This is a genomic window from Streptomyces sp. NPDC090994 (genome assembly GCF_044768905.1).
In the GTDB taxonomy this organism is placed as follows: Bacteria; Actinomycetota; Actinomycetes; order Streptomycetales; family Streptomycetaceae; genus Streptomyces.
Genome location: NZ_JBIVWS010000026.1, coordinates 41391 through 64293, shown reverse-complemented (window position 1 = coordinate 64293; position 22903 = coordinate 41391). Strand labels below are relative to the sequence as shown.

At 72.9% G+C, this 22903-nt stretch carries 23 protein-coding genes and 1 pseudogene; 10 read left to right on the top strand and 14 right to left on the bottom strand.

Annotated elements, in window-relative coordinates; genetic code table 11:
- Positions 1–44 precede the first annotated feature (44 nt).
- The gene (locus tag ACIQR3_RS33425; protein ID WP_403544666.1) at positions 45–671 is read right to left on the bottom strand and encodes a YigZ family protein; all 627 of its coding nucleotides are present in this window, start codon (positions 669–671) and stop codon (positions 45–47) included.
- Between the two features lie 110 nt (positions 672–781).
- Here ACIQR3_RS33425 and ACIQR3_RS33420 point away from each other — a divergent pair, with 110 nt between their 5' ends.
- Together ACIQR3_RS33420 and ACIQR3_RS33415 are read left to right on the top strand one after the other, a co-directional pair.
- Positions 782–1198, top strand: coding sequence for a CoA-binding protein (locus ACIQR3_RS33420; RefSeq protein ID WP_403544664.1), 417 nt, complete (start codon positions 782–784; stop codon positions 1196–1198).
- A 54-nt stretch (positions 1199–1252) separates the two neighbouring features.
- Positions 1253–2461 (top strand): 4-hydroxybenzoate 3-monooxygenase, encoded by a 1209-nt coding sequence (locus tag ACIQR3_RS33415; RefSeq protein WP_403544662.1) that lies wholly within the window; start codon positions 1253–1255, stop codon positions 2459–2461.
- A 48-nt stretch (positions 2462–2509) separates the two neighbouring features.
- Here the strand turns inward: ACIQR3_RS33415 and ACIQR3_RS33410 are convergent, their stop codons facing one another.
- The 3 genes from ACIQR3_RS33410 to ACIQR3_RS33400 all read right to left on the bottom strand — a co-directional run bounded on the left by ACIQR3_RS33410 (position 2510) and on the right by ACIQR3_RS33400 (position 4502).
- On the bottom strand, positions 2510–3067 hold the full coding sequence (locus ACIQR3_RS33410; protein ID WP_403544660.1) for a YbaK/EbsC family protein: 558 nt from the start codon (positions 3065–3067) through the stop codon (positions 2510–2512).
- 20 nt (positions 3068–3087) lie between these two features.
- Positions 3088–3660, bottom strand: a complete 573-nt coding sequence (locus tag ACIQR3_RS33405; protein ID WP_403544658.1) for a helix-turn-helix domain-containing protein — start codon at positions 3658–3660, stop codon at positions 3088–3090.
- 77 nt (positions 3661–3737) lie between these two features.
- Complete coding sequence (locus tag ACIQR3_RS33400; protein WP_403544657.1) at positions 3738–4502, bottom strand: acyltransferase; 765 nt, start codon at positions 4500–4502, stop codon at positions 3738–3740.
- A 108-nt stretch (positions 4503–4610) separates the two neighbouring features.
- Between ACIQR3_RS33400 and ACIQR3_RS33395 the strand changes: the two genes are divergently transcribed.
- Positions 4611–5141, top strand: coding sequence for a gamma carbonic anhydrase family protein (locus tag ACIQR3_RS33395; RefSeq protein ID WP_403544655.1), 531 nt, complete (start codon positions 4611–4613; stop codon positions 5139–5141).
- A 7-nt stretch (positions 5142–5148) separates the two neighbouring features.
- On the opposite strand, the gene ACIQR3_RS33390 is transcribed toward ACIQR3_RS33395, so the two are convergent.
- Positions 5149–5784, bottom strand: coding sequence for a DedA family protein (locus tag ACIQR3_RS33390; RefSeq protein ID WP_403544653.1), 636 nt, complete (start codon positions 5782–5784; stop codon positions 5149–5151).
- 49 nt (positions 5785–5833) lie between these two features.
- Complete coding sequence (locus tag ACIQR3_RS33385; protein WP_403544651.1) at positions 5834–8371, bottom strand: beta-glucosidase; 2538 nt, start codon at positions 8369–8371, stop codon at positions 5834–5836.
- 249 nt (positions 8372–8620) lie between these two features.
- Between ACIQR3_RS33385 and galU the strand changes: the two genes are divergently transcribed.
- Entirely contained in the window at positions 8621–9586 is a 966-nt protein-coding gene (galU, locus tag ACIQR3_RS33380) for a UTP--glucose-1-phosphate uridylyltransferase GalU (protein WP_403544649.1), read from the top strand.
- A 71-nt stretch (positions 9587–9657) separates the two neighbouring features.
- On the opposite strand, the gene ACIQR3_RS33375 is transcribed toward galU, so the two are convergent.
- Positions 9658–10095 carry a DUF4442 domain-containing protein gene (locus ACIQR3_RS33375; protein ID WP_403544677.1) on the bottom strand — a complete coding sequence of 146 codons (438 nt, stop codon included), beginning with the start codon at positions 10093–10095 and terminating at the stop codon, positions 9658–9660.
- 118 nt (positions 10096–10213) lie between these two features.
- Here ACIQR3_RS33375 and ACIQR3_RS33370 point away from each other — a divergent pair, with 118 nt between their 5' ends.
- Complete coding sequence (locus ACIQR3_RS33370) at positions 10214–11539, top strand: MFS transporter (protein ID WP_403544647.1); 1326 nt, start codon at positions 10214–10216, stop codon at positions 11537–11539.
- Here the strand turns inward: ACIQR3_RS33370 and ACIQR3_RS33365 are convergent.
- The 3 genes from ACIQR3_RS33365 to ACIQR3_RS33355 all read right to left on the bottom strand — a co-directional run bounded on the left by ACIQR3_RS33365 (position 11501) and on the right by ACIQR3_RS33355 (position 14623).
- Positions 11501–12346 carry a spermidine synthase gene (locus ACIQR3_RS33365; protein ID WP_403544645.1) on the bottom strand — a complete coding sequence of 282 codons (846 nt, stop codon included), beginning with the start codon at positions 12344–12346 and terminating at the stop codon, positions 11501–11503. The genes ACIQR3_RS33370 and ACIQR3_RS33365 overlap by 39 nt on opposite strands.
- Before the next feature lie 99 nt (positions 12347–12445).
- Positions 12446–13615, bottom strand: a complete 1170-nt coding sequence (tuf, locus tag ACIQR3_RS33360) for an elongation factor Tu (protein ID WP_403544643.1) — start codon at positions 13613–13615, stop codon at positions 12446–12448.
- Between the two features lie 285 nt (positions 13616–13900).
- Positions 13901–14623: a DNA alkylation repair protein gene (locus ACIQR3_RS33355; RefSeq protein WP_403544642.1), complete on the bottom strand. Its 723-nt coding sequence runs from the start codon at positions 14621–14623 to the stop codon at positions 13901–13903.
- Positions 14624–14672: 49 nt separating this feature from the next.
- Between ACIQR3_RS33355 and ACIQR3_RS33350 the strand changes: the two genes are divergently transcribed.
- From ACIQR3_RS33350 to ACIQR3_RS33335, 4 genes are all read left to right on the top strand, one after another.
- Positions 14673–15437: a TVP38/TMEM64 family protein gene (locus ACIQR3_RS33350; protein WP_403544640.1), complete on the top strand. Its 765-nt coding sequence runs from the start codon at positions 14673–14675 to the stop codon at positions 15435–15437.
- 155 nt (positions 15438–15592) lie between these two features.
- Complete coding sequence (locus tag ACIQR3_RS33345) at positions 15593–16468, top strand: undecaprenyl-diphosphate phosphatase (RefSeq protein WP_403544638.1); 876 nt, start codon at positions 15593–15595, stop codon at positions 16466–16468.
- A gap of 329 nt (positions 16469–16797) precedes the next feature.
- Positions 16798–17031: a hypothetical protein gene (locus ACIQR3_RS33340; RefSeq protein WP_403544636.1), complete on the top strand. Its 234-nt coding sequence runs from the start codon at positions 16798–16800 to the stop codon at positions 17029–17031.
- Positions 17032–17878: 847 nt separating this feature from the next.
- Entirely contained in the window at positions 17879–18664 is a 786-nt protein-coding gene (locus ACIQR3_RS33335; protein ID WP_403544635.1) for a class I SAM-dependent methyltransferase, read from the top strand.
- Here ACIQR3_RS33335 and ACIQR3_RS33330 read toward each other — a convergent pair.
- The 3 genes and pseudogenes from ACIQR3_RS33330 to ACIQR3_RS33320 form a co-directional block, all read right to left on the bottom strand.
- Positions 18629–19400: pseudogene (locus ACIQR3_RS33330) on the bottom strand (transposase). The gene ACIQR3_RS33335 and the pseudogene ACIQR3_RS33330 sit on opposite strands and share 36 nt — an antisense overlap.
- A gap of 223 nt (positions 19401–19623) precedes the next feature.
- A complete protein-coding gene (locus tag ACIQR3_RS33325; protein ID WP_403544633.1) occupies positions 19624–20271 on the bottom strand; it encodes a hypothetical protein in 648 nt (215 codons plus the stop codon).
- Between the two features lie 178 nt (positions 20272–20449).
- Positions 20450–20821: a hypothetical protein gene (locus ACIQR3_RS33320; RefSeq protein ID WP_403544631.1), complete on the bottom strand. Its 372-nt coding sequence runs from the start codon at positions 20819–20821 to the stop codon at positions 20450–20452.
- A gap of 183 nt (positions 20822–21004) precedes the next feature.
- Between ACIQR3_RS33320 and ACIQR3_RS33315 the strand changes: the two genes are divergently transcribed.
- Complete coding sequence (locus ACIQR3_RS33315; RefSeq protein WP_403544630.1) at positions 21005–22219, top strand: helix-turn-helix domain-containing protein; 1215 nt, start codon at positions 21005–21007, stop codon at positions 22217–22219.
- Here the strand turns inward: ACIQR3_RS33315 and ACIQR3_RS33310 are convergent.
- Positions 22200–22862 carry an HAD family hydrolase gene (locus ACIQR3_RS33310; RefSeq protein ID WP_403544628.1) on the bottom strand — a complete coding sequence of 221 codons (663 nt, stop codon included), beginning with the start codon at positions 22860–22862 and terminating at the stop codon, positions 22200–22202. The genes ACIQR3_RS33315 and ACIQR3_RS33310 overlap by 20 nt on opposite strands.
- Positions 22863–22903: the final 41 nt, after the last annotated feature.

The window sequence follows — 22903 nt, the reverse complement described above, 5'->3', positions numbered from 1 at the left end:
CCCCTGCGTCGCCATCGAGAACCCCTGACGACGCGGGCGGCCGGTCACGCGTCCCCGTACGCCTCGCCGCCCAGCTCGAACCCGGCCGTCCCGGCGGTCACGTCCGCGAGCCAGGCCCGGAAGGCGGGCACGTCGGCTTCCGGCAGCCCGATCCCGATCGTGACGGCCTCGCCGTAGCGCACGTCACGCACCTCGCGTCCGGTGGCGCGCAGTTCGTTCTGGAGCTTGCCGGCCCGCTGGTGGTCCACGGTGACGACGGCCAGCCGGAACCGCCGCCGGGTGACCGACCCCACGGTGTCCAGCGCCTCGCCGACCACACCGCCGTACGCCCGGATCAGTCCCCCGGCGCCGAGCTTGACCCCGCCGTAGTACCGGGTGACGACGGCGGCCACGTACCGCATGTCGCGGCGCAGCAGCATCTGCAGCATGGGCAGCCCGGCGGTGCCGCCGGGCTCGCCGTCGTCGCTGGCCCGCTGGACGGAGGCGTCGGCGCCGACGACGTAGGCCCAGCAGTTGTGGGTGGCGTCCGCGTGCTCCTTGCGCACGGCCGCGACGAACTCCTGGGCCTCCCGCTCGGTGGCGACCGGGGCGAGGGCGCACCGGAAGCGCGAGCGGTTGATCTCGGTCTCGTGCACGCCCGCGCGGGCGACGGTGCGGTACTCGTCTGGCATCCGGCCAGCCTATGCGCTCGCCCTCCGCCCGCCTCCGGGCCCCGTCGGCCGGGAATCTTGTCCCGGCCCCCCGCGTTCTGCGCACAGGAGCGAACTCACGGAGGCGCAGCATGTACGGCGACGAGGAAACCGTCCGCAGGATCCTCACCGAGCGGGGCGACACCTGGGCCGTGGTGGGCCTCTCCGCCAACCAGCGGCGGGCCGCCTACGGGGTCGCGGCCGTGCTCCAGCGGTTCGGCAAGCGGATCGTGCCCGTCCACCCCAAGGCCGAGACGGTGCACGGCGAGCAGGGGTACGCCTCCCTCGCGGACATCCCCTTCGACGTGGACGTCGTCGACGTCTTCGTCAACAGCGAGCTGGCGGGGGCGGTCGCCGACGAGGCCGTCGCCAAGGGGGCGAAGGCGGTGTGGTTCCAGCTCGGGGTCATCGACGAGGCGGCGTACGGGCGGACCCGTGCCGCGGGGCTCGACATGGTGATGGACCGGTGCCCGGCCATCGAGATCCCCCGCCTGGACCTGCGGGGTTAGCGAGGGCCCCGGCGGAGGATGGAGCGGAGGGCCCGGCGCCGCCATAATGCCCGGATGGCCACCCCTTCCGCCGCCGCCGAGCGGTTCCCGGTCGTCATCGTCGGTGCCGGTCCCGCCGGGCTCACCGTGGGCTGTGTGCTGCGGGCCGCCGGGGTGGACTGTCTGGTGCTGGAGTGCGAGACCCGCGCGTTCGTCGAGCGGCGGCCCCGGGCCGGGGTGATCGAGGAGTGGGCGGTGCACGGGCTGGCGCGGCGGGGGCTGGCCCGGCGGCTGCTGGCGCGGGCGCAGCGGCACACCGCGTGCGAGTTCCGGTTCGGCGGGGAGCGGTACCTGTTCCGGTACGGGGAGATGACGGACCGTCACCACTGGGTGTATCCGCAGCACTTCCTCGTCACGGATCTGGTGCGGGAGTACGTGGACGTGCGGGGCGGCGCGGCGCGGTTCGGCGTGCGGGACGTGCGGCTGCACGGTCTGGACACGGAGCGGCCCTCGGTGTCGTACGTCTGCCCCGACAGCGGTGAACGCCGGGTGGCGGAGTGCGCGTTCGTCGCCGGGTGCGACGGGGCGCGCGGGGTGACGCGGGACGCGGTGCCGGCCGGGCGGACGCGGATCTCGCGGTACGACTACGGCATCGGCTGGCTGGCGCTGCTCGCCGAGGCGCCGCCGTCGGCGGAGTGCGTGGTGTTCGGCATGCATCCGCGCGGCTTCGCCGGGCACATGCAGCGCAGCCCCGAGGTGACCCGCTACTACCTCCAGTGCCCGCCGGGCGACGATCCGGAGAGCTGGCCGCACGAGCGGGTGTGGGGCGAGCTGCGGCAGCGGCTGCGCGCGGCGGACGCGCCGGAGCTGAACGAGGGGCGGCTGATCGAGAAGCGCGTGCTCGACATGCACAACTACGTGGTCGAGCCGATGGTGTCCGGGCGGCTGTTCCTGGCCGGGGACGCCGCCCATCTCACCGCGCCGATCGCCGCGAAGGGCATGAACCTCGCCCTGCACGACGCCTTCCTGCTGGCCGACGGGCTGGTCGCGCGGCTGACCGAGGGGGACGACGGCGTCCTCGCCCGCTACTCCGACACCTGCCTGCGGCTGGTCTGGGACTACCAGGAGTTCTCTCAGTGGCTGTCGGAGGTGTACCACGGCACGGCGTCGGGCGACCCGTACCGGGCGGCCACCACGCTCGCCCGGCTGCGCCGCCTGTTCGACTCCCCCGTCGCCGCGGCGGCGTTCGCCGAGCAGTACCTCGGGACGCGGACCGCCGTCTGACGGGACGGCCGTACGGGACCGTCGGGCGGACGCCGAGCCTGGCGGCCGTCAGGCCACGCCGAGGCCCTCCAGCACGGCCGCCCCCGGCAGTTCCGCGAACGCCTTGCCCGGCACCAGCAGCTTCCCGCGCCGCCGTCCGCTGCCGACCAGGACGTACGGCAGGTCGACGACGGCGGAGTCCACCAGGACCGGCCAGTCGCCGGGCAGACCGACCGGCGTGATGCCGCCGTACTCCATGCCGGTCTCGCCGGTCGCGGTGTCCATCGGCGCGAAGGACGCCTTGCGGGCGCCGAGGTGGCGGCGGACCACGCCGTTGACGTCGACCCGGGTGGTGGACAGGACCAGACAGGCGGCGAGGGTGGTCTCGCCGCCCCGCTTGCCGCTGACGACGACGCAGTTGGCGGACTGCTCCAGCAGCTCGCGGCCGTAGTGCTCGACGAAGGTGGCGGTGTCGGCCCACTCCGGGTCGGTGTCGACGTAGAGGATCTGTTCGGCGGGGACGGCGCCGCGCCAGTGGCGTACGGCGTCGGCGACCGGGCGGGTCAGCTCGTCGAGGCAGTCGGGGGCGGGGACGGCACGGTCGAAGTGTCCGATGGGTGGCTGCATGCCCGCACGGTAACAACGCCTCAGCGGGGCGGTGGCACCGAGACGGCCAGGATCATCTCCATCGGTACGGTGCCGGTGTTGGCGTACGTGTGCGGGGTGTCCGCCGCGTACGAGGCGCTGGCTCCGGCCGGCACCCGGTGGTCCGTGCCGTCCACGGTGATCGTCAGCTCCCCGGCGGTGATGTGCACCAGCTCGACCGTGCCCGCCGGGTGCGGGTCGGAGGTGCTGTGCTCGCCCGGCATCAGCCGCCAGTCCCACATCTCCAGCGGGCCCGGCGCCTCGGTCCCGGCGAGGAGGCGGCTGTAGCTGCCCTCCTCGGTGTGCCAGAGCCGTACCGCCTGCTCGGCGGGGACGATCCGGATGCGGGGCCCCTGCTCGCGGTCGAGGAGTGTGGTGACGCTGACGCCGAGCGCGTCGCCGATCTTGACGACGGTGCCGAGGCTGGGGTTGGTGCGGGCCTGTTCGATCTGGATCAGCATGCCGCGGCTGACCCCGGCCCGTGCGGCGAGGGCATCCAGGGTGAAACCGCGTTCGGTGCGCCAGCGCCTGACGTTGCGCGCGAGGGACTGGGTCAGCAGGTCGAGGTCCGACACGTTCCGTCCAGGGTGATGCTCGGCTGTACCCATGCGTGCAAGGGAATGGACTGAAACTGTACTGCGGACCGGTGCGGTCAGGACTCGGTGGCCGGCCGCGCGAGCTGCGCAACCGTCTCCTCGTCCAGCTGCGACAGGGCGCGCAGTTGCTCCGGCGTGACCCCGTCCGGGATCGGCACCGGGGCCGGCGTGCGCAGCGGCGGCTGCCAGCCGCCGTCGGGCGTCCAGCGCCGTACGACGCGGGCGGGGGCGCCCGCCACCACGGCGTGGTCGGGCACCGTGCCCCGGACCACCGCGCCGGCGGCCACCACCACGTTCCGGCCGATCCGCGCGCCCGGCAGGATCACCGCGCCGGTGCCGATCCAGCAGCCGGGGCCGATCTCCACCGGCTCCATCCGGGGCCACTGCTTGCCGATGGGCTGGTGGGGATCGTCGTAGGAGTGGTTCGTCGAGGTGACGTAGACGTACGGGCCGAAGTAGCAGTCGCTGCCGATGGTGACGGTGGTGTCGGCGATGACGTGGCTGCCCCGGCCGAGGACGACTCCGTCGCCGATGCGCAGGATCGGCTCCGGGCCCAGGTCCAGGTCGGGCATGAGGCCGGCCGTCAGCGTGACCTGTTCGCCGATGACGCAGTGGGCGCCGAGGCGGATCCAGGGTTCGCCGAAGACCGTGCCGAGCGGGAAGGCGAGCCGGGTGCCGTGGCCGAGGGCGGCGAAGCGGAACCGTCCGGGGTGCTCGGCGGTGACCGAGCCGGTGCGCTGCGCCCAGGCCCAGACGGCGTGGACGGCGCGCTGCGCCAGGCGGCGCCGCCGGGACGGATGGGTGTTCTCGCGCTTCGGCACCCGCTCACGGTACTCAGCGCGCCGCGCGGCCTTGACCGGGAAGGGCTGTGATCTTCACCCCACCGGGTGGACTACCGTGCCGGTGACATCACCGACCAGGAGGCGACGATGACGCACCAGGCACTGATCACGGGCATCGGCGGCAGGGAACCCGAGGTGGACGCGGAGGCGTTCGTGGCGCCGACGGCCTCGGTGATCGGGGACGTGACGCTGCGCGCGGGGGCGAGCGTCTGGTACGGGGCGGTGCTGCGCGGCGACGTGGAGGGAATCACGGTCGGGGCGGACAGCAACGTCCAGGACAACTGCACGCTCCACGCCGACCCCGGCTTCCCGGTCACCGTCGGGGAGCGGGTGTCCATCGGGCACAACGCCGTGGTGCACGGGGCGACGGTCGAGGACGACTGCCTGGTCGGGATGGGGGCGACCGTACTCAACGGGGCGGTGATCGGGACGGGGTCGCTGGTCGCGGCCCAGGCGCTGGTCCCGCAGGGGATGGTGGTGCCGCCGGGGTCGCTGGTCGCCGGGGTGCCGGCGAAGGTGAGGCGTGCGCTGACCCAGGAGGAGCGTGCGGGTGTCACGCTCAACGGCACCCATTACGCGGAGCTGGCGAAGGTGCACCGGGGAGCGTACGGGGACTGAGGGACGGCTACTCGGCGGCGGGAACGGGCTCCGGCTCCGGCTCCGCTTTCTTCGCCCTGCGCTTCAGCACGAGCATGGACGTGGCGCCGATGAGCACCGCCGCCACCAGGCCCAGCCAGGAGAAGCGCTTGAGCCAGGACTCGGCGACGACACCGACGTAGTAGATGACGGCGGTGGTGCCGCCGGCCCAGACGATGCCGCCGAGGACGTTGGCGATCAGGAACTTCCAGTAGGGCATGTGCAGCACCCCGGCCAGCGGTCCCGCGAAGATGCGCAGCAGGGCGATGAAACGGCCGAAGAAGACCGCCCACATGCCCCACTTGGTGAAGGACCGTTCGGCGGTGGCGACGTGGCCCTCGCTGAAGTGCCGGGGGAACTTGCGGCCCAGCCAGGCCAGCAGCGGCCGTCCGCCCTTTCGGCCGATGGCGTAGCCGATGGAGTCGCCGATCACCGCGCCGGCGACGGCGCAGGCGCCGAGGATCACCGGGTCGATGCCGCCGTGCTGGGACGACATCAGGGCCGCCGACACCAGGATGATCTCGCCGGGCAGCGGGATGCCCAGGCTCTCCAGACCGATGACCAGTCCCACCACGGCGTAGACGGCCGCCGCGGGCACGGTGTCGAGCCATTCCTGGACGTGCACTGCGGGCTCCTCGCGGTTTCGCTCCTGCTGTCCCGGGAAGCCTACTGGGTCACGCGAGGGCACCCGCGTCCGCGCCGGTGCGCAGCCGCAGGTCCGCCGAGGAGGCCCCGATCCACACCGTGCGCCGGCCGGTGCCCAGCACCCAGTCGTGGCGGCGCGGGTCCCAGCAGGAGAGCGTGCGGGAGGTGACGCGGACCGTCACCCGGCGCCGTTCCCCCGCCCGCAGGGCGAGCCGCCGGTACCCCGCCAGGGCCCGTACCGGCTGGTCGAGCCGCAGGTCGGGCGAGGGGCCCACGTACACCTGCGCCACCGTCACGCCGTCCCGGCGGCCGGTGTTGCGGACGGTGAAGGAGACGTCGAGCCCACCGCCCCGCACCGGCCGCGCCTCCGGGTCCGTGTAGGCGAAGGAGGTGTACGACAGTCCGTGCCCGAAGGGGAAGAGCGGGCGCACGCCGCGGGCGTCGTACCAGCGGTGGCCGATGTGGACGCCCTCCGTGTACTCGACGGTGCCGTGCGTGCCCGGGTAGCGGCGCGGGTCCCCGGCGACCGGGTGGCGGTCGCCGTCGGCCGGGAAGGTCTGGGTGAGCCGGCCGCCGGGGTCGCACTCGCCGTACAGGACGGCGGCGGTGGCGGCGGCGCCCTCCTGGCCGGGGTAGTACATCTGGAGCACGGCGCCGGTCCGCGCCAGCCACGGCATCGTGACGGCCGAGGAGGTGTTGAGGACGACGGTGGTGCGGGGGTTGGCCCGGGTCACGGCGTCGATCAGCCGGTCCTGGCCGCCGGGGAGGGCGAGGGCGGTGCGGTCCTGGCCCTCGGTGGCGTCCTCGTAGGCGAACAGGACCACGTCGTCGGCGGCGCGGGCGGCGCGCACGGCCTCGGCGACGTCGGCCGCGCGGGTCGCGCCGGTGATCCGGCGCAGCCGGAACGTCTGCCCGTCCTTCCCGCCCGCCGCGGTGATCCGCAGCCGGTGCCCGCCCGCGGTCAGCCGCAGCGTGCGGCGGCGCACGGCGAGGCCGTCGGGCGCGGCGGTGACCAGGCCGCCGGGGAAGTACTCGGTGTAGCCGGGGGCGAGCGGGAAGAGGTTCTCGTCGCCGAGCCGGACCTCGGGGCGGCGGGTGGGCTCGGCGGAGTAGTGCAGGAGGAAGGTCCACTCGTCGGCCTCGGGGACGGTGAGCGTGCCGTCGTAGGTCCAGGTCTCGTCGGCGGGCACGTGCCGGGAGTCGGTGTCGGCGGCGGGGGCGAGGGCGTCGGCGGGCAGGCGCTTGCCGAAGACGTCCTCGCCGAGCGCGTACGTCACCCGCGCCGCGCGGGCGCCGATGGCATCCAGGGGGCGGTCGGCGCGGTCGGGGACGACATGGGCGCTGCCTCCGCCGCCGACCAGCGGACGGTCGCCGGTGGGGCCGATCACGGCGACGGTACGGCCGGGGACCAGGGGCAGGGTGCCGCGTTCGTTGCGCAGCAGGGTGGCGCCCGCCTCGGCCACCTCGCGGGCGACGGCGGCACCGGCGGCGGCGTCGCGGGCGGGGCGCGGCGGCGGGTCGGCGTCGAGCAGGCCGAAGCGGTCCATGACGGTCAGGACGCGGCGTACGGCGCGGTCGACGTGCGCCTCGGGGACGGTGCCGTCCGTCACGGCCTTCAGCAGTGGGGCGCCGTAGTGCGTGCCGTCCGGCATCTCCAGGTCGAGGCCGGCGGCGAGGGCGGCGGCGGTGGAGTGGGTGGCGGACCAGTCACTCATCACCAGGCCGTCGAAGCCCCAGCGCTCGCGCAGCACGCCGGTGAGCAGGTCCGCGTTCTCGCCGGCGTGGGTGCCGCCGACCTTGTTGTAGGCGGCCATCACGGCGCCGGTGCGGGCGGCGACGGCGGCCTCGAAGGCGCGCAGGTAGACCTCGTGCAGGGCGCGTTCGCCGACGCGGACGTCGACGGTCTCGCGGTCCTTCTCCTGGTTGTTCAGCGCGAAGTGCTTGACGGTGGCGATCAGGCCCTCGCCCTGGATGCCCTCGGTCTCGGCGGCGACCAGGTCGGCGGCGAGCAGTGGGTCCTCGGCGAAGGTCTCGAAGTTCCGGCCCGCGTACGGGGTGCGGATCAGGTTGACCATCGGGGAGAGCAGCACGTCCTGGCCGAGGGCGCGGCCCTCGCGGCCGATGACCTGGCCGTAGCGGCGGGCGAGTCCGGGGTCGAAGGCGGCGGCCAGCAGGACGGGGGCGGGGAGCGCGGTGGCCCGGGCGGCGACCCGGACGCCGGCCGGGCCGTCGGCCAGGCGCAGCGGCGGGATGCCGAGGCGGGGGACGCCGGGGACGTGGCCGGCCTGGCCCAGGGGGTGCGGGTCGGACGCTCCGTGCAGCAGGGAGACCTTCTCGGGGAGGGTGAGCCGGGCGACCAGGTCGTCGACGCGGGTGCCGGGGGCGGTCGCGGCGCGCGGATGCCCTCCGGCGCCGGCGGCGGCTTCGGTGCCTCCGGTGCCGGCGGCGGCTTCGGTGCCCCCGGCAGCGGCGGCCGTCGCGGTGACGGCGGCGCCGGCCAGCAGGCGCAGGGCGGACCGCCGGGAGGCGGTGCGGGTCACGGTCTGGGGCTCCTCGGGTGTCTGCACGCAGGCACTATGCGTCACGGCGGGTCTGACACGCCGTCAGGCTCCCCGGCGCGGCGCGAACCCGCCCGGATCACTCCCCGGCGCAGCGCGAACCCGCCCGGATCGCTCCCCGGCGGCAACCGCCCGGATCGCTCACGCCGGCAACGCACCCGGACCGTCACCCTCCCGAACCATGCGCCCGGCCGCACCCACAGGTCATTGAGAGGCGGTTCTCGGCCGGTTCCCATCCGGCCGGGTCAGCATGACCGCATGATCGCCTCCCCCACTCCGACCACGACCGGTCCCGCCCGCGCCGTGCGCAAGGCGGTCGTGCCGGCCGCCGGGCTCGGCACGCGGTTCCTGCCCGCCACGAAGGCCACCCCCAAGGAGATGCTGCCGGTCGTCGACAAACCGGCCATCCAGTACGTCGTCGAGGAGGCCGCGGCGGCCGGTCTGGACGACGTGCTGATGATCACCGGACGGCACAAGCGGGCCATCGAGGACCACTTCGACAACGCCCTCGAACTGGAGCAGACCCTCGCGGCGAAGGGCGACACCGTACGGCTGGACGCGGTCCGCGACCCGGCGCGGCTCGCGGCCGTCCACCACATCCGGCAGGGCGAGCCCCTGGGCCTCGGCCACGCGGTCCTGTGCGCCCGCCGGCACGTCGGCGACCAGCCGTTCGCCGTCCTGCTCGGCGACGACCTGATCGGCCCGCGCGAGACGCTGCTCAGCCGGATGCTCGACGTCCAGGGCCGGCACGGGGGAAGCGTCGTCGCCCTGATGGAGGTGCCGGAGGACCAGATCCACCTCTACGGCTGCGCCGCCGTCGCACCCAGCGGGGAGGACGGGGTGGTCCGGGTCACCGGGCTGGTGGAGAAGCCCGCCCCCGAGCGGGCGCCGAGCCGGTACGCGGTCATCGGCCGCTATGTGCTGGACCCGGCCGTCTTCGGGGTCCTGGAGCGCACTCCGCCGGGCCGGGGCGGGGAGATCCAGCTCACCGACGCCCTCCAGGAACTCGCCGCGGACGGCACGGTGCACGGGGTGGTCTTCGACGGACCGCGCTACGACACCGGCGACAAGGGCGAGTACCTGCGCACGGTGGTACGGCTGGCCTGCGAACGGCCCGACCTGGGACCGGCGTTCACGTCCTGGCTGAAGGAGTTCGTGGCCGGGCTGGAGGACACCGGGGACGGGACGGGCGCCCGCGACGCCGGGGGCTCTCTCGCCGCTTGACGCCCCCATGGACCGAGGTCCCGGCCAGGCACCACCCGGCCGGGCCCTCGAACGGTGCCGCGTGCCGTGCCTCAGCCGCTCGGCCGCAGCGTCCAGGTCACGGTCATCTCCCCGGTGACGGCGCCGTCCTCGCGCCGGACGGCCACGGTCACCGGGAACTCGGGACGGAGCCCCTCGTCCAGTTCCGCGACCACCTCGGCGGCGGGCCGCCCGAGCGTCGCGGTGGCCGTGACCGGGCCCAGGGCGATCTTCTTGAACGCGATCTCGGCGTGCACGGGCAGCGGTACGGCACGCGAGAGCTGGTCGCCGAACGCGGCCAGGACGACGGCCCCGCTGGCCGACTCGCCGAGGGTGAACATCGCCCCGGCGTGCGGCCCGCCGACGTGGTTGCGGTACTCGCTCTGGTCCGGGAGGGCCAGCACGGCCCGCTCCGGACCGGTCTCCAGGTACTCCAGGTTCAGGGTCCGCACCATCGGCACCGTGGCGGCGAGCATCTCGCCGATCGACATCTGGTCTGCGCTCATGAGCGACAAGTTACCCGCAGGTAGCTTCTGGGGCCAGACCCCGCCGGGCAGGTATCGGTACGGGGCATTGGCAGAAAGGCCCCGCCCCGGCGATAGTCGCCAGGTGCCGTACGTATCGCGCCCCCGCCGCCGCGCCCCCTGGTCCCCCGCCTGGGCGAGCCGCAACTACTCCCTGCTGACCGCCGCCACCGTGGTGACCAGCCTCGGCAGCAACGGCGCGCTGATCGCCGCCGCCTTCGCCGTACTGGAGGCGGGCGGCGACGGCGGCGACGTGGGCCTGGTCGCCGCCGCCCGCACCCTCCCGCTGGTCCTCTTCCTGCTGATCGGCGGCGCGCTGGCGGACCGGCTGCCGCGGCACCAGGTGATGGTCGCGGCCAACACGCTCAACTGCCTGTCGCAGGCGGCGTTCGCGGTGCTGGTCCTCGCCGGGGAGCCGCGGCTGTGGCAGATGATGCTGCTGTCCGGGCTCGGCGGCACCGGCCAGGCGTTCTTCGCCCCGGCGGCGGAGGGCATGCTGATGTCCTCGGTCAAGGGCGAACACGCCGCCCGGGCCTTCGCGGTGTTCCGGATGGCGATGCACGGCGCGGGCCTGGGCGGCGCGGCGCTGGGCGGGGCGATGGTCGCCGCGATCGGGCCCGGCTGGGTGCTCGCGGCGGACGCGGCGGCGTTCGCGTGCGCGGCGGCGCTGCGCGGGCTGCTCGACGTGAAGCACATTCCGCCGCGCACTCCGGGCGACGGCCTCCTCGCCGATCTGCGGGAGGGCTGGCGGGAGTTCAGCGGACGGCCGTGGCTGTGGGGCATCGTGGTGCAGTTCTCGATCGCCAACGCGGTGGTCGGCGCCGCCGAGGCGGTCTACGGCCCGCTGGTCGCCCGCGACCACCTGGGCGGAGCCGGGCCCTGGGGCCTGGCGCTGGCCTGCTTCGGCGCCGGCACGGTCGGCGGCGCGCTGCTGATGACCCGCTGGAAACCGCGCCGTCTGCTGCTCGCCGGCACCCTGTGCGTCTTCCCGCTGTCCCTGCCCGCCGCCGCGCTGGCCGTCCCGGTGCCGGCCGGCGCGCTGTGCGCGGTGATGTTCGTGACCGGCCTGTCCATCGAGGTGTTCGGCGTGAGCTGGATGACCGCGCTGCACCAGGAGGTGCCCGAGGAGAAGCTGTCGCGGATCTCGGCGTACGACTGGTTCGGCTCGGTCGCGCTGGTGCCGGCGGCGACCGCCCTGGCGGGTCCCTCGGAGGCCGCGTTCGGGCGGACGGAGTCGCTGTGGGGCTGTGCGGCGCTGGTCGTGGTGGTCACGTCCGCCGTGCTGTTCGTCCCGGAGGTACGCGATCTGCGCCGCCGGACGGAACCGGTGACCCTGGGCACGCCGGCCGCGGGCGCCGACGCCGACGCCGGATCAGCCGATGCCGAACGCCCCGTCGGGGGGCTCGGGTGACGGCACCGCGTCCGCATCCCGCACCGGACGCGCGTCGCCGATGAACCTCCGCAGCCCCGGCCCGTGTTCCACCCGCGCCGGGAAGGCGTCGGCCGCCGAACGCCGGGCCAGCGCGGCCACGTCCAGCGGCCGGTGGGCGGCGGCCAGCACCGCGTTGCCGAAGCGGCGCCCGCGCAGCACGCCCGGCTCGGCGATCAGCACCAGCTCCGCGAACAGGGCGCCGAAGGCGGCCAGCTGGGAGCGGAGGAAGGCAAACGGCGCGGCGTCGGCGAGGTTGGCCAGGTAGACGCCGTCGGCCCGCAGCACCCGCGCGGCCTCCTCGGCGTACTCCGCGGAGGTCAGGTGCGCGGGCACCCGGGAGCCGCCGAAGACGTCGGCGACCAGCACGTCCGCCGAGTCCGCCGGGGCGGCCGACAGCCACGCGCGGGCGTCGGCCGCGTGCCGGGCGATCCGGGCGCCGTCCGGGAGCGGCAGACACTCGGCGACAAGCTCCAGCAGTCCGCGGTCGAACTCCACCACGTCCTGCCGGGAGCCGGGCCGGGTCGCCGCCAGGTACCGGGGCAGGGTGAGCGCGCCCCCGCCGAGGTGCAGCGCGTCCAGCGGCCGGCCCGGCTCGGCCACGGTGTCCAGCACGTGCCCGAGCCGCCGCGCGTACTCGAACTCCAGGTGCTCGGGCTCGTCCAGGTCGACGTACGACTGCGGCGCCCCGTCGACCGTCAGCAGCCACGCCCGCTCCCGGTCGACGTCCGGCATGAGCTTGACGGTGCCTTGGCCGGTGACGCGGGAGACGGGTATGGCTTCGTTCACCTCTTCATTGTGCCCGGGCGCGCGCCTTCAGCAGCGCCCGTGCGCGCCGCGCCCCGCGCACCTCACGTGACGCCGATCACGGCCCCGGCCCCGCACGCCTCACGCGACTCGGGTCACGGTCCCGGCCCCGACCGTCCGTCCGCCCTCCCGGACGGCGAACCCGAGCCCCGGCTCCAACGGCACCTCCCGCCCCAGCTCCACGGTCATGGTCACCGTCTCCCCGGGCCGGGCCACGCCCGCCTCCCCGAGGTCGACGTTCCCCACCACGTCCGCCGTACGGATGTAGAACTGCGGCCGGTACCCGGTCGCGACCGGCGTCGAACGCCCGCCCTCCCGCGTCGACAGCACGTACACCCGCGCGGTGAAGGTCCGCCGCGGCAGCACGCTCCCCGGCGCCGCCACCACGTGCCCCCGCCGGACCGCGTCCCGGGGGACGCCCCGCAGCAGCAGCGCCACGTTGTCCCCGGCCTGCGCCTCGGCCATCGGCTTGCCGAACGTCTCCAGGCCGGTGACCACCGTCTCGACGCCGGCCCCGAGCACCTCGACCCGGTCACCGACCCGCACGGTGCCGCGCTCGACGGCTCCGGTGACGACCGTGCCCCGCCCGGTGATGGTCAGCACGTTCTCCACCGGCAGCAGGAAGGGCGCGTCCAGATACCGCTCCGGCAGGGGCACATACGTGTCCACCGCGTCGAGCAGCGCCTCCACGGACGCCGTCCAGCGGGGGTCGCCGGCCAGCGCCTTCAGCCCGGAGACCCGTACGACGGGCGCGGTGTCGCCGCCGTAGCCGTGGGCGGTGAGCAGCTCGCGGACCTCCAGTTCCACCAGGTCGGCCAGTTCCTCGTCGCCGGCGTCGGCCTTGTTGAGCGCGACCACGATGTGGTCGACTCCCACCTGCCGGGCCAGCAGCACGTGTTCGGCGGTCTGCGGCATGATCCCGTCCAGCGCGGAGACGACGAGGATCGCCCCGTCGAGCTGGGCGGCGCCGGTGACCATGTTCTTGACGTAATCGGCGTGACCTGGCATGTCGACGTGCGCGTAGTGGCGGGTGTCGGTCTCGTACTCGACGTGCGCGATGTTGATGGTGATGCCGCGCGCCGCCTCCTCCGGGGCGCGGTCGATGCGGTCGAACGGCACGAAGGCAGTGCCGCCGCGCTCGGCGAGGACCTTGGTGATGGCGGCGGTCAGGGTGGTCTTGCCGTGGTCGACATGGCCCATGGTGCCGATGTTGAGGTGCGGTTTGGTGCGGACGTACGCCGTCTTGGACATGGCGGTACCTCGAAGCCTCGCTCGAAGGAAGGTGGGGACCCCGGTGACCGGCCGACCCTCCCCCTGCGGGGTCCGCCGGACGATCCGGAGAGGGTCAGCTTCGGGCGCCGCCGGCAGTGGCCGGGAAGGCCCCGGGGAAGAAGGGGACGGCAGCCTTCGGTGCGTCCGCGACCGCGGAGGCGACGAGGTGGAAGGCGTACCGGAACATGACGCCGATCATTGCCGACGCTTTGCCCCGCGTCGAATGGTTTTTTATGGCACGGGAGTTCGACGATCCGGTGCGGCTCAGGGGCCGACGGCCCGCAGGGCCTCCCGTACGGACAGCGGGGCGAGCCGTTCCCGGTGCGCGGCCACGAAGCCGCGCACGGCCTCCGGGTCGGTCTTGGCGTACTCGCGCAGGGACCAGCCGATCGCCTTGCGGACGAAGAAGTCGTCGTGGTCCGCGCGGCGCAGGCAGTGGGCGAAGAGACGGGCGGTGTCGGTGCGTTCCTTGTACCGGAGCTGGTGCAGCAGGGCCGCGCGGACCAGCCACCGGTCGTCGTCCTCGATCCAGGCGTCCATCTCCGCCCCGAGCCGCGGACCGGCCGCCACCAGGCCGCCGACGACGTGCGCGGCGAGCAGGTCCACGGTGTCCCACCAGGGGACGGTGGTGACCAGGTGCCGGACCACCGGCAGGAAACCGGGGGTGAGTACGGACACATGACGGCGGAGCAGATCCACCGCGAAGTAGTGGTACTCCCGCTCCGGCAGCCGCCAGCAGCGCAGCGCGATCGCGGCACAGTCCGCCTCCCCGGGACGCGGCACGCCGCGCAGCACGGTACGGGACAGCGCGCGCCGGACCGGGCTGGTCAGGCCCAGGAAGGGGGCCACGTCCCGCATGTACGCGCGCATCGGCGCGGCCCGCTCCGGGTCGGCGTCGGCCGGGTACACGGCGGTGAGCCGCTCCAGGACGCGGTCGGCGAGCGGACTGCTCGGCACGGCCGGAGTTCGCCCGCCTGTGACAGTCATGACACGCACCATACGGCGATCACACGGATTCGTCGGTTAGTGTCACCGGATGCTCGATGCCACCACCCGCTCTGGGGGCACCGCCACGGCCTCTCCCCGGGCCACCACCGTCACACCCGCCCCGGCCGTCGCCCGGGCCGGGATCTCCGCCCGCGCGACGAGAATCCTGCTGTCGCCCTGGTCCCGGCTGTCGCTGCTCGTCCTGCTCCTGGTCTCGGCCGCCTCGGCGGTGCTGCTGTTCCAGCCGCAGCAGTTGCTGGTGCACGGCTGGCCACCGCAACTGGGCGGAGCCGCCGCGGCACTGGCGTACGCGGTCGCGTACGGCCTGTGCACCGTCGCCTTCGTGCCCCGTCCGCTGCTCAACCTGGCGGCCGGCGCCCTCCTGGGTTCGTCGCTGGGCCTCGGCGCGGCGCTGGCGGGCACGGTGCTCGGGGCCGGGATCGCCTTCTGCCTGGGCCGCGTCCTCGGCCAGGAGGCGCTCCGCCCGCTGCTGCGCGGCAAGTGGCTGAAGGCCGCGGACGGGCAGCTCAGCCGGCACGGCTTCCGGTCGATGCTGGCGGCCCGGCTGTTCCCGGGCGTGCCGTTCGCGGCGGCGAACTACTGCGCCGCGGTCTCCCGGATGAGCCTGCCGGCGTTCCTGCTGGCGACGGCGCTCGGCTCGATCCCGAACACCGCCGCGTACGTCGTCGCCGGCGCCCGGGCCTCCACGCCGACCTCCCCCGCCTTCCTGATCGCCCTGGCCTGCATCGCGCTGCCCGGCCTCGCCGGTGCCGTGGTGGCCTGGCGCAAGCGGAACCGGCTGCGCGCCCGCTGACCGGGGCCGACCGGGTACTGACCGGGCCCTGTGCCCGGGCTGTCATCCGGGGGCGCTACGCTGCCCTCGACACCCCTCGATCCTGATCATCACAGGCGTCGGCCAGGTGTGTCCGTCGTCGCCCGTTCACGATCGGCACTTGGACTCCGTACCTCATGTCTTGGTTTGAATCCCTCATCCTCGGACTCGTCCAGGGGCTGACCGAGTTCCTCCCCGTGTCCTCCAGCGCGCACCTGCGGCTGACCGCGGCGTTCTCCGGCTGGCACGACCCCGGGGCGGCCTTCACGGCGATCACGCAGATCGGCACGGAGGCCGCCGTGCTGATCTACTTCCGCAAGGACATCGCGTCGATCATCGGGGCGTGGAGCAAGTCGCTGGCCGACAAGGAGATGCGCAAGGACCACAACGCGCGCATGGGCTGGCTGGTGATCGTCGGCTCGATCCCGATCGGTGTGCTCGGCGTGACCCTGAAGGACCAGATCGAGGGCCCCTTCCGCGACCTGCGGATCACCGCGACCATGCTGGTGGTGGTCGGCATCGTGATCGGCGTCGCGGACCGGCTGGCGGCGCGCGACGAGAACGGCGGCCGGCACCGGGTGGCCAAGCAGCGCAAGGAGCTGACCGACCTCGGCGTCAAGGACGGCCTGATCTTCGGGCTCTGCCAGGCCGCGGCGCTCATCCCCGGCGTCTCCCGCTCCGGCGCCACCATCAGCGGCGGCCTGTTCATGGGCTACCGGCGCGAGGCCGCGGCCCGCTACTCCTTCCTGCTCGCCGTCCCCGCCGTGCTCGCCTCGGGCCTGTTCGAGCTGAAGGACGCGCTGGAGAGCGACCACATCGCCTGGGGCCCGACGATCTTCGCGACGGTCATCGCCTTCGGTGTCGGATATGCCGTGATCGCCTGGTTCATGAAGTTCATCTCCACCAAGAGCTTCATGCCGTTCGTCTACTACCGCGTCATCCTCGGCATCGTGCTCATCGTCCTGGTCAGCCTGGGCGTACTGAGCCCGGACGCGGGCGAGCCGGCTCACTGACGGTGGATCTGACCGAGGGTTTCCGGTAGCGGTGGCCTACCGGAAACTCCCGGAGATTCGCGCTCGCCCGGGTCCAGTTTCCTCGGCCGTCTCCCACCCGTCTCCCACTCTCCCACTCGAACACTACGAAGGGTCCCGCCTTGAGGCGGATTCCAGTGGTCGCCGCAAGACGGGATCTCTGACGTGCAGCACAGAGAATCAAGCAGTCACTCGGTGACGATCACGCGGCCGGGCGGCCACGGTCGCGTATGGGCCGTACTGGCGACCCTCGAGTCTGCGTATGCTCGCCTCGATTGTTGCTCAGGTCGCAGAGGCTGACGGGGGTACGCGTGCTGAGGCTGCTCGGCTTCTTCGATGACTTCGGCTATTCGAGCGAGTTGGCCGCGGGACCGCTGAGGGCTCAGGTGCAAGCGTCCGGCGAGCCGGATGAAGCGGAAATCGTGGAGTATCTCGACGTCGGCCATCGCCTCACGTACTTCATGGAGGCAGGGGCCGATGTCGTCACGGGAGAGGTCCATCGGCACACGTCCGGCTGCTCCTCGCTGGTAACCGATGGCATGTGAGTATGGCGCGCGGACTTTGCGCACTACCTGGAGGCGTACCACGTGCCGTTGCCCGCGAACTTCGTCGCCCGGGTTCGCGGGCTTCGCTACCAGATGCCGGAGCTGGTCGGTGCGGACTTCGCACCGGTCTTCGACGAGATCGCCTTCCGGTTCGGGTGGACGGATGTCGAGCCGTGGAACGCAGAGTCGCTCCTGCGCCCGAAGCCACGGGCCGTTTCGACCCGTGCCGAATTCGTGGCAAGGGTTCGGCAGGAACGGCCTGCCGGCCCCTGGGGGAAGGCGCCACGTAAGCCGCGCAGGGGCGGTGAGTACGGTTATTAGCCCTCTCTGCCATGGCTCCGTCTTGTCTTCACGAGGGGCAGTGCCGCCTCGTTCTTCCCGTTCGCCTGCCGGCCGTTACGCCATCGCCTGCCTGTCCGGTCGTCGATGCCAACGATCCGGCAGGCGTCAAGGTGAGAAGTTCCTTGATCCACGAGCGCAAGGCACGTCTCCCGCTCGCGGCTCAACTTCTTGGGGCCGTGCGGCCCTCGGTTCGCCCGAACCTCGAAGTCCATCGCATCCCCTGAGCTGGGGTGTTGCGACGAACACTAGTGCCGCATCAGACAACGTTCGCCCTGTAGCACCGCTGGAAAACTCGTCGAAACAGTCTCCCCGCCGCAGCCGAGGGTGGCCCCGTTCTGGCCGTTGACGGCTGGCTGGGCGGACGCCGGCCCGGGGGCTGGAGTGGGTTGCCTGCCGGTGACCTCCGGGGCTCGCAACAGCCCTCTCCAGCCTTCGCAATACACTGTCTCATCTGGTCTTTTATCATTCTCGCTCCTATGGTCGACATCGGTCGAAAGGGGGCCGGATGGACCGGACCGTACGCACTGTCGAGGACGTTCTCGCGCTCTTGGATGGGCTCTTCGCATCTGAATCCGAGGCTGGCCGCTTGGCGACGGGCGACGGCAAGGACTTCTGGGACCGCTTCTATACCGACCGGTCGAGGCCGGTGCCGTTCTTCGTGTCGAAGCCGGACGAGCACCTGGCCGCCTACCTCGACCAGGGCCTGATCGCTCCCGGCCGGGCCCTGGACCTGGGAAGCGGACCCGGCCGCAACGCCCTGTACCTCGCCTCGCACGGCTTCGAGGTGGACGCCGTCGACCTCTCCCCGGTGGCCGTGGCCTGGGGTGAGGACCGGGCTCGCGAGGCCGGAGTTGACGTCCGTTTCCTGTGTGGTGACGCTTTCGCTCTCCCCGCTGCCGAGTTGAGCGGCCCGTACGACTTGGTCGTCGACTCAGGGTGCTTCCACCACCTGCCGCCCCACCGCCGGGTCAGCTACCTGGCCCTCCTCGACAGGGCCCTCGCTCCGGGCGGTCACCTCGCGCTCACCAGCTTCGTCGCCGGCGAGGCCGGAATGGGGTCGGAACTCACCGACGCCGACCTCTACCGTGAACGCGAGTTGCAGGGTGGCCTCGCCTACACCCCCGAATCGCTGCGCTGGATCTTCTCCGACCTGGTCGAGGTGGAACTGCGCCGGATGCGGGAGGAACCCCCTGAGTCAGCGCTGTTCGGCGTGACCTTCCTGTGGACCGCGTTGTTCCGTCGGGGTGCGGCTGCATCAGGCGACGTTCACCCTGTTCACGACCGCGCGTAGGCGCTCGTCCTGGGCGTGCTTGTTCCGCCAGATGATGTAGCGGCGGATCATGCTGCCCTGCTCCTTGTGGCTGGCGTGGTCGGTGCCGTCGAGGGTGAAGTAGCGCAGGGCGGTGAATTGGGCCTCGATCCGGTTCAGCCATGAGGAGTGGGTCGGGGTGTAGGCGATCTCGACGTTGTTGGCCTCGGCCCAGTTGGCGACCCGGCGGCACCGCTTCGTGGTCAGATGCGGCGAGTAGTTGTCGCACACGATCGCGATGCGCTTTTCGACGGGGTGCAGGGAGCGCAGGTAGCGGCAGAACTCCAAAAACTTGGAGCGGTTCTTGGTTTTCTTGATGTGGCCGTAGAGCTGGTCCTTGCCCAGGCCGTAGGCGGCGAACAGTTGCCGGACGCCGTGCGGGCGGGTGTAGGTCGCACGGCGGCGGGGCCGTGGCTCGCGGTCGGGGGCCTTGTGCTTGCCGCCGCGCTCTGCTTCTTGATCTCGCGCCGCTCGGGCAGCGTGAAGGTCCTGGGGCGCCCACCCTTGTACTTCGGGTAGAGCGAGTCGAAGCCGTCGGCATTGAAGTTGTGCAGGACGTCGCGGACGCGGTCTGGACTGGTGAACGTCACCGTCGCGATCTTGTCGACGGGCATGCCCTGCGCGGACAGCAGCACCATCTGGGCGCGCCGCCAGGTCACACGGACCCGGTGCCCCGGCGGATGATGCCCAGCAGCCTCTGGCCCTCATCGTCGTCGATCTACCGCACCCGCACCCGTTCAGCCACCAGGACAGCATGGCTCACGCGCGCCGTCCGGGCCTGTACCCGAACGGCGCGTCACAAAGAGGCGAACGTTGCCTGATGCGGCACTGGAACTCAAGTGACGGCAGGGCCCTTCTTCGCCAACCGACCATGGGTCGGGACCAGGACGGAGGCTCCACCCGGGAGCGAACCACGCCACCCGTACGTCGACCCGGCGACCTCATCCGATGCCCGCCTGCCCGATAGCGTCCAGGTCGGTCACCGGCTCGACGTCGAGCAGCTCGATGACCTCCCGGGCCGCGAGCACCCATCGGAGGCCGGCGTCGTCGGTGTAGGCGACGCGCGCCAGCTCCTCCGGGCACTTCGGGTCCGGACCGGGCAGCGCCACCAGGGAGCCGGGCGCGTACCGGATGCCGGCCACGCCCCACGCCGGAGTGCCTGTGACGAGGGCGGCGGCCCAGCCTGTGCGGAGGTGCGGGCAGTGGCGGACAGCTTGGCGGGCGCATGCCGGGTGGATCGGAGGGACCGCCGTCGTCTCCCCCTCCTGGATCGGCCGTCCGTCGCGGGCGGCGAGGAGGAACAGGAACCGTCCGCCGAGGTGGGCGGGCTCGGCGCAGATCTGGCAGAGGTCGTGCATGACGGCCTGCCGCTGCCGCCACGCGTGTATGCCGGGGAAATACGGGCGGCCAGCGCCTTGGGCGTAGGCCACGCGTACCCAGAGCACGCCGTCGTGCCGGTCGTAAGGCCCCTCACGCTCGTAGGCGAGGCGGCCGTGGCGGATGGTGAGGGGTGTGCTGGTGGCGGTCTCCGCGCTCCACGGGGTGATGTACGGGACGGGCACGCTGCCCCAGCGGTGTGCGCTCGTCACGAACGTCCCTCCTCTCGGAGTAGCCGGCGGTGAACCCGCTCCAACTGCTCGGCCGTCTCACACCGGTCCCGTTCGGACGCGGGGCGAAGGTCGGGCGGTCGGCAGACCGGGCAGGTCACGCAGTGGTCGGCGAGAGCGACGAACGCCTGCTGCGCGGGGGTTCGCTCGGTGAGCGCCGTCATGTGTGCCCCCCGACCGGGGACCGGGTGACGTCACCCAGCGCAGCAGCCAGGGCGCCGGGGTCGGTGAGCATGCCGCCGTCGCTGGGACAGATCCGCCAGAACGGGCCCGGGCCTGCCGTCCGCCGCCGCGGCGGCACGACGAGGGTCGAGCCGGTGCCCAACGCGCGGGTGGTGTCGTCCGTCCAGGTGCTGGCGGTACCGACGGGGACGAAGAAGTAGACGACGGCGCCGTCGTCGAGGATGGCGCCGGAGCGGGCGCCGAGGACGTCTGCGGCGGAGAGACCGACGGAGCGGGGGATGCGGATGGCGTCCCAGTCGCGGCCAACGTCTTCCAGGGTGCAGGCGCCGGGCTGTAGGGGCGTCGGCATGTGGGCTCCTCGTACCGGGTGAATCAGATGGGTACAAGAGTGGCCCCCTTCCTGCCATTGAACGAGGACTTGCACAGGTCTCTTCGCTGCCGGAAAGAGGACTTTCTTTCGATCGTCCGGGTGATAGCTAGTCACGCAGAGGTCTTTCGGCGACACTGGCGTGAGCCCCGACAGGAGGTCCCCGTGGGAAACACCCGGTTCAAGGCAGCCCGGCTCACGGCCGGCTACCACTCTCAAGAGTCCTTCGCCAAGGCCCTCGGTGTCGGCGTGCGGCAGGTCCGCCGGTGGGAGTCCGACACCCCGCCCTGGCCGCAGCCCGAGCAGGGGCAGGCTCTCACGCGGATGCTCGGCCAGTCCCTGGAGGACCTGGGATTCATCCCACCTGGGGGGAGCACTTCCGGGGCTCCCCGCCGGACGATGCTCGCCGCCGCCGCTGGCGCCGTAAGCCTTGCTGTGGTGCCGACGCAGGCCCTGGCGGTGCAGCCCGCGAGCGCTGCCGAGGACTACCAGGCGGTCACCCGTTCCCACCGGCGCCTGTACTGGACCGTCGCCCCGGCCACGCTGCACCCGGCCGCGCTCGCGCACGCCACCCTCGGCTGCGCCCTGCTCGCGGAGACCGTCGGGCAGACCCGGGCCCGCATCGCCGCAGCGCTCGCCGAGTCCTACCTGCTGGCGGGGCGGATCGAGTTCTTCGACATGCGAGACGCCGACCGTGCTGGGGACACCCTGCTGCGCGCGCTTCAGGCAGCGGGTGAGGCCGACGATCCGCTGCTCGGCACCGCGGTCCTCGCGCACACCGCGTTCATCCCCGGCTGGGCCGGCCGCCGCGACGAGACGGTCGAGCGGATGGTGGCCGCCCGTACCTACGCGCGGCGCGGCCCTGCGTCGGCCGAACTGCTCGCGTGGCTCGACGCGGTGGAAGCCGAGTGCGAGACCCGCTGCGGAAACACTCGGACGGCACTGCACCTGATCGGCCACGCCGAGGACGTCCTCGCCGCGGGCAGCGAGCACGAGTCGCCGGAGTGGTTCGACTGGTTCAGCCCGGTTCGGCTGGCCGCGTTCAAGGGCAACACCCAGCTCAAGGCCGGGCACCTACCACAGGCACGGGAGACGCTCCTCGGTGTCCTCGACGCGCTCGGTCCGGCCGACGAGAAGCAGCAAACGGTCGTGCTCGGGGACCTCGCCGCCGTCGAGGCCGCGACCGGCACCCCGGAGGCCGCCTGCGAGTACGCGCAGCGCGCACTCGGCCTGCTGGAGCGGACGTGGTACGCGATGGGCATGGACCGGGTGCGGGAGGTACGGCGCGCGCTGGCGCCGTACCAGCACGAGCAGTGCGTGCGGGACCTGGACGACCGGCTGTACCAGTGGGGTACGACCGTCAGCGCTCTCGCTCGTTGAACGCCTTGATCCGCGGCGACAGCTCCAGCAGGCTTTCGACGCGGAAGGTGGGGAGCTTCTGCGCCTGCTCGCTGCGCCACTGGATCGTCGCCCACGGACCGCGGTGCACGAGCGCGGTGTGCATCCCGGCTGCGCGGGCGGGCGCGACGTCGTTGTCGACGCGGTCGCCGACGTACAGCGTCTCGCCGGGCTCGGCCGGGACGGCCTCGGCGACGCGGTGGAAGAACGCACGGTCGGGCTTGCTGGCACCCCAGTCGTCCGAGGTGCCGATCAGGTCGACGTGCTCGGTGAACAACTCGCGGAGGATGCGGCCTGCGCGCACGGTCTGGTTCCCGGCGATGCCGAGCCAGAGCCCGTCGGCGCGGAGGGTGGTGAGGGCGTCGCGGACATCGGGGTAGAGGTCGTTCTCCCCGAAGGTCTCCGGCTGTCCGGCGTCGGCGCGGCGCTCTCGCTCGGCGTACAGGTCGAAGCCGGGCTGGAACTCCTGGAAGACGTCGCGGTAGTCGCGGCCTTGGGCGATGACTGCGCCGAACATGGCGGCGAAGGTGTGGCGGGGAACGCCGAGCCAGTCGGCCCAGGTGCCGTACTCCCGGGTCTCGTCCACGAGGCACTCGCCGACATCGAAGATCACTGCGCGAATCATGCGGGCAGCGTACCCAGGCACGACTGAACGGCCCGGAGCCT